Here is a 5,201-nt window from a genome sequence, read left to right as displayed (position 1 = left end):
GAAGGCTTTGATGCGGTCATCGCTCTCGGCGACGGAGGCCAGTCGTGATCGGCGGCTGTTACGCGCGGAGGGCTTCGATCGTGTCAGCGACGGTTTCGGCCGGATCCCGGTAGGTGATGCCGAGTTCTCGCTCGCTGGGCGAATCGTCGGACGCCGGCATCTGCGTGTAGTACTGCATCCCCGCCGAAGTGAAGGGCGTGTCGAAGGGCAGGAATCGGCCCGCTCGATCCAGTACCGCACCCGCAACCCGCAGCGCGGTGTCGGGGATCGGAACGGCAACCATTGCCGTACCGGCGATTTGGCCGAGCATGCTCGCGAGTTCGGATGCGGGAACGCGATGACCGCCCGCGGTGTAGCGACGTGGCCCACGGCCGGGCTCCAATAGAGCCGCGTGCAAAGCGGCCAAATCGCGGACGTCGACGACCAGCCATGCCGCGCTGCGCCCGGGGATCGCGTGCATCTGCAACGCCCCCTTGACGCCATCGCCGGCCTCACCGAATTGGTCACCGACCGGGGGACCGAGGACCATCCCGGGATAGGTGATGTTCACCGGTGCCCCGGCGTCCTGCAGGCCGCGGGCATAGATTTCGACCTGCGCCTTGGACGTTCCGTATCCGTCCGCTCCACCGACGACCGGCAGGTCCGCCGTCAGCATGTCCAACCGCGGATGAAACAACGCGGTGAAGCTCGAGACGTGGATGATCGGATCCAGGCCGAGTTCGACGGACTGCCCCAGGACGTTTTGGGCGCCCTGCATGTTCGTGGTCAGCATCTCGGCGGTCTGGCGCGGGTCGGTTGCCACCAGCGCGGCGCTGTGCACGACGGCGTCGCAGCCGCGCAACGCGTCGCGTACCGAGAGGCGGTCGGTGATGTCCCCGACGGCGAAGTCCGACACGTCGACGCCCAGTTTGGCGACCGAGGTCTGCAGCCGGGCCGGATTTCGCACCAGAAACCGGATGGAGTGCCCCGCGTCGGCGATGGCCTTGGCGGTCCACCCGCCAACGAATCCGGTGCCTCCCGTGACCAGAACACGCATGCTGCGATTCTGCAACGGCACGGCTCAACGCCTACAGGTGGCTGGCGGCGAAGTCCGCGGCTTGGCCGGTCATGCCGTTCACCGGATAAGAAACATGCGCGACGGGGTCGTTGCCGTTACCGCAAATCGCGTCGCCCGGGGCGCATAACTCAAGGGTCTTGGGCCGATAGAGCGGGCCAATGGCGATGGTGGGCGCGCGATACTTCTCCAAAAACTGATCCGATGGCGTTCCGAACAGCGTGACCGCGGCGACGTGGTTCGCTATCTCCGGCGGCATTGGCGGGGGCACCGCCGCAGCGGGTACGCCCGCCGGTACGGCGGCCGAGGTGACGAAACCCGCGACGGCTGCGCCCTGGGAGTATCCGCCAAGCACCTCTTTGGTCTTGGGGCAGTTCGCCGCCATGGACTCGATATGAGAACCGGCGTCGCGAATGCCGTCGATGACTGTCACCGGGAAATCGCTGTTGGAAAAGTCAGTGCTGGCGGGGTAATTGACCGGATACACCCCGAGTGACCTGGGGCCGATCTGTGAGCGCAACGCGTCGACAAACGACCCTCCGACGCCGCCAACACCAGGCGGCTCGCCGGACCCGCGAGCGAACACCACCTCGACGTCGGGGCATGGGTCGGCGGACGCCGAGGGGACGGGCGCGCTCGGCAGCGCGGAGGTGCCCAATATCGCCGCCACGACGAGTGCCGTGAGTGCCGTCGCGACCCGGCCCACGCGTCTTGCAGACAATCTCATCGCGCCAATCCTGCCCATCGCTGCCCAATTGCTCCGCACCATCGGTGCCCCTTACTCCTGATACTCGATTTCGGCGGGGCCGCCAAGAGACTTATTTCTCTACTTAAACGAGACCAGCGGGCTTGCCGTTCGCACCGACAAACCCGCTGGTCGGGGTGGCACTACTTCTTGAAGGCGTCCTTCACCTTTTCGCCGGCATCTTTCAGGCTGGACTTCGCCTGATCCGCCCGGCCCTCGTTCCTGGTGTCGCTGTCCCCGGTGGCCTTGCCGATGGCTTCCTTGGCCCGGCCGCCCAGGTCCTCGATCTTGTTCTTCACTTTGTCTGCGCTGCTCATCTGCTTGTTCTCCCTGCTGCTCGTTGTGTGGTTTCTTCTCGTGGTTACCCCGTAGTGGCCCACCTCAAAACCCGTGCGATGGCCTTAGACGGCACGGCGCTTCGGGCTGTCATCATGGATTGGTGAGCACTGCGGTCGTGGTGGCAATAGTTGCGGGGCTGATGCTCTTGGGCATCGGCATCGTGACCAATCAGCTTCTTCGGCTGAAGAAGTGGTTGAAGGACTCGCCCCCCGACAACGCGCCCGACGAACGCCCACCCGGGGAGTGAGCCGGTTTACGTCGGTTACCTCCGGAAAGCGTCCCGCACGCGCTCGCGGTGATCTTTCAGGTTGGCCTTGACCTGATCCAGTTGGCCCTCGCGTCGGGTGCGCCTGTTACCGGTGAGCCTGCCGACTGTCTCCTTGGCCCTGCCGCTCCAGTACTGCGCCCTGTTGTTCAGTCTGTTCCTGGTGGTCATGCGCCTTTACTCCTCTTCTTGCGACGACGTTTGGATACCCGACGGCGTGCGATCGTCAAACCGGCTTGTGTTCAGGGCTCTACCTGACTGATAGCTTCATTCACGTGATGGCACCGCGACGGGGAGATGCCGCTGAAGCGCTAGTCGTACCGGGCGCGCGAGGCGTCACGGCACCGTGACACCGTCGACTTTGTTGGTGACGGACGATGGCTTGCCACGCGGGGTCTCCGGTGCCGCCGATCCACATTTCGCAAACGCCATCAAGGTGTTCTCGCAGCTGTTTCCCGGCCGCCGGTTCGGCGGTGGGGCCCTCAGCGTCTACATCGACGGCGTGCCCGTCGTCGACGTGTGGACGGGGTGGTCGGATCGGGCCGGCACGCTGCGCTGGACCGCCGACACCGGCGCCATGGTGTTCTCGGCGACCAAGGGTGTCGCGTCGACGGTGATTCACCGGCTGGCCGATCGGGGCTTGTTGTCCTATGACGATCCGGTGGCCGAGTATTGGCCCGAATTCGCAGCCAACGGCAAGGCCGACATCACGGTTCACGATGTCTTACGGCATCGATCCGGGCTGTCGCATCTGAGGGGTGTCACCAAAACGGAGTTGATGGATCATCGCCTCATGGAGGAGCGCCTGGCCGCCGCGCCGGTCGATCATCTGCGAGGTGTCCAGGCGTACCACGCGCTGACCTACGGGTGGCTGCTGTCCGGTTTGGCCAGGGCGGTGACGGGGAAAGGCATGCGTGAGCTGATCCGCCAGGAGGTCGCGCGTCCGCTCAACACCGACGGCTTGCATCTCGGCCGCCCGCCCGAAGGCGCGCCGACCCAGGTTGCACAGGTCCTGATGCCGCAGGGAAAGTTGCGCACGCCGGTATTCAATTTCGTCGCACCGAAGCTGGCCGGCCTGCCTTTCTCGGGCGCCCTCGGCGCGATGTACTTTCCCGGCGTCGTATCCCTGGTCAAGGGGGACACCCCGTTCCTGGACGGCGAGGTGCCGGCGGCCAATGGCGTGGTCACCGGCCGTGGGTTGGCCAAGATGTACGCCGTGCTGGCCAACGACGGCCGTATCGACGGCAAAAAGTACCTGTCCGAGGACTTGGTGCGTGGCCTGACGGGCCAGTCGCTACGCAAGTTGCCCGACGCAAACATGGTGGTGCCCATGCCTTTTCACCTGGGCTACCACGAATCGCCGGTTCCCGGCTTGCTCAAGGGGTTCGGTCACGTGGGTCTGGGTGGAACCCTCGGATGGGCCGACCCCGAATCCGGCAGTTCCTTTGGGTTTGTGCACAACCGGCTGCTGACGCCGCTGCTGTTCGATATGGGGTCGTTCGCAGGTTTGGCCGGTCCGCTGCGCAATGCCATCGAGTCTGCCCGCCATCACGGTCCGCTCGAGGTGCCGCAACTCGGCGCCACCTACACGAAGCCCGCTCGGCGACGGGTGGCCGTCCCGGAGACGGCGGCGTCGGGCAACGGTTAGCTCGTCACAGGCGTCAGAAGCCGAAGAAGCCCGACTGCCCGGTGCCCGTATGGAAGCCACCCGAACTCAAGTTGCTGGCGATAGCCAGGCCCGAATCAAAGGTGCCGGTGTTAAAGAAGCCCGAGTCGTCGTCGGCGAGACCCGAGAGCAAGACGCCCGCGCTGTCCGAGCTGTCGCCCGAGTCGACGACTCCAAGGCACTGGCCACCGCCTTGGCCTGCGCGGCCGCGTTTTGCGCCTGAGCCGCCGCAGTGCTCAACCACCCCGAATAGGGAGCCGCCGCGGCGACCATGGCCGCCGACGCCGGACCCTGCCAGGCCTGTGCGGCCAATCCTGAGGTCACCGATGAAAACGAGTCGGCCGCCGAACCCAGCTCACTGGCCAGCCCGTCCCAGGCGGTCGCCGCTGCCAACATCGGACTCGACCCCGCACCGCTGAATATCAGCGAGGAATTGATCTCCGGCGGGAAAACCGAAAAGTTCATTGCCGCAGTCCCTTCTGGGCAGGAGGCTGCTGCGTAGGCGCACGCTATGCCTCACAGCGTCCGCCTCCGCAGCGGAATGAGGGAAAAATATGCGGCCGGTCCAGTCGAGAATGGCCGTTTCGGCAAATTCGGCCGAAAGCTTCCACGAACTCGGCGGTTTACGGATCTCCGGCTACAGCCGACCAGCGACGAACGTCGCGGCTTGAGATGTCATCCCGGACTGAACATACGAACCGTGCGCCATGATGTTGCCGCCGCCGGAGCATGCCGGGTCGCCGTCGGCGCACAGGTCAATGGTCTTCGAGCTGTACGGCGGGCCGATCGGCGGAAAAACGGCGCCCGACAAGTTACTTGCGAGTGGGCTCGTCGGATTACCGAAGACGGCGATCGCCGCCACGTGATCAATTGCCTGTGGCGGCAGGGCCGGCGTAGCCAGATCGATGACACCCGCGCCTTGAGAAAATCCACCAAGCACCATTCGGGTGTTGGGGCAGCGGCCCATCATGTCCCCTATGTGAGCGACTACATCGTCGGCGCCGGTTTGGGCACTCGACGCGAAAGCCGCTGTCGCCGGGTAGTTGACAGAGTAGACGTCCATTGAGCGCCCGGAGATCTGTGATCCGAGCGAGTCGATGAACGCTTGGCCCACTTTGCCGACGCCAGAGGG

The 5,201-nt window shown here is 65.1% G+C and carries 7 protein-coding genes and 1 pseudogene; 2 read left to right on the top strand and 6 right to left on the bottom strand.

Translation table 11 applies throughout. From position 1 onward, the window contains the following. Positions 1 to 58 precede the first annotated feature (58 nt). The 3 genes from ACLP4W_RS20040 to ACLP4W_RS20030 all read right to left on the bottom strand — a co-directional run bounded on the left by ACLP4W_RS20040 (position 59) and on the right by ACLP4W_RS20030 (position 2,116). Positions 59 to 1,036 (bottom strand): NAD-dependent epimerase/dehydratase family protein, encoded by a 978-nt coding sequence (locus tag ACLP4W_RS20040; protein ID WP_442388920.1) that lies wholly within the window; start codon positions 1,034 to 1,036, stop codon positions 59 to 61. A 31-nt stretch (positions 1,037 to 1,067) separates the two neighbouring features. Beyond that, complete coding sequence (locus ACLP4W_RS20035; protein ID WP_442388918.1) at positions 1,068 to 1,781, bottom strand: cutinase family protein; 714 nt, start codon at positions 1,779 to 1,781, stop codon at positions 1,068 to 1,070. Positions 1,782 to 1,942: 161 nt separating this feature from the next. Next, the gene (locus ACLP4W_RS20030) at positions 1,943 to 2,116 is read right to left on the bottom strand and encodes a CsbD family protein (RefSeq protein ID WP_442388917.1); all 174 of its coding nucleotides are present in this window, start codon (positions 2,114 to 2,116) and stop codon (positions 1,943 to 1,945) included. A gap of 122 nt (positions 2,117 to 2,238) precedes the next feature. Between ACLP4W_RS20030 and ACLP4W_RS20025 the strand changes: the two genes are divergently transcribed. Then, on the top strand, positions 2,239 to 2,385 hold the full coding sequence (locus tag ACLP4W_RS20025) for a hypothetical protein (RefSeq protein ID WP_442388922.1): 147 nt from the start codon (positions 2,239 to 2,241) through the stop codon (positions 2,383 to 2,385). A gap of 15 nt (positions 2,386 to 2,400) precedes the next feature. On the opposite strand, the gene ACLP4W_RS20020 is transcribed toward ACLP4W_RS20025, so the two are convergent. Further along, positions 2,401 to 2,574, bottom strand: a complete 174-nt coding sequence (locus tag ACLP4W_RS20020) for a CsbD family protein (protein ID WP_442388915.1) — start codon at positions 2,572 to 2,574, stop codon at positions 2,401 to 2,403. A gap of 175 nt (positions 2,575 to 2,749) precedes the next feature. Here ACLP4W_RS20020 and ACLP4W_RS20015 point away from each other — a divergent pair, with 175 nt between their 5' ends. After that, positions 2,750 to 4,051, top strand: coding sequence for a serine hydrolase domain-containing protein (locus ACLP4W_RS20015; RefSeq protein WP_442388914.1), 1,302 nt, complete (start codon positions 2,750 to 2,752; stop codon positions 4,049 to 4,051). Positions 4,052 to 4,192: 141 nt separating this feature from the next. Here ACLP4W_RS20015 and ACLP4W_RS20010 read toward each other — a convergent pair. Next, positions 4,193 to 4,534, bottom strand: a pseudogene (locus tag ACLP4W_RS20010) (PPE family protein); the annotation flags it as partial. A 172-nt stretch (positions 4,535 to 4,706) separates the two neighbouring features. Further along, positions 4,707 to 5,201 (bottom strand): cutinase family protein (locus tag ACLP4W_RS20005; RefSeq protein ID WP_442388912.1); only part of this gene is annotated, 495 nt, incomplete at its 5' end.

This window comes from Mycobacterium sp. (assembly GCF_052145595.1).
GTDB lineage: Bacteria > Actinomycetota > Actinomycetes > Mycobacteriales > Mycobacteriaceae > Mycobacterium.
Note: the sequence above shows the minus strand (reverse complement) of the source record. Positions and strands in the feature narration are given on the sequence as shown.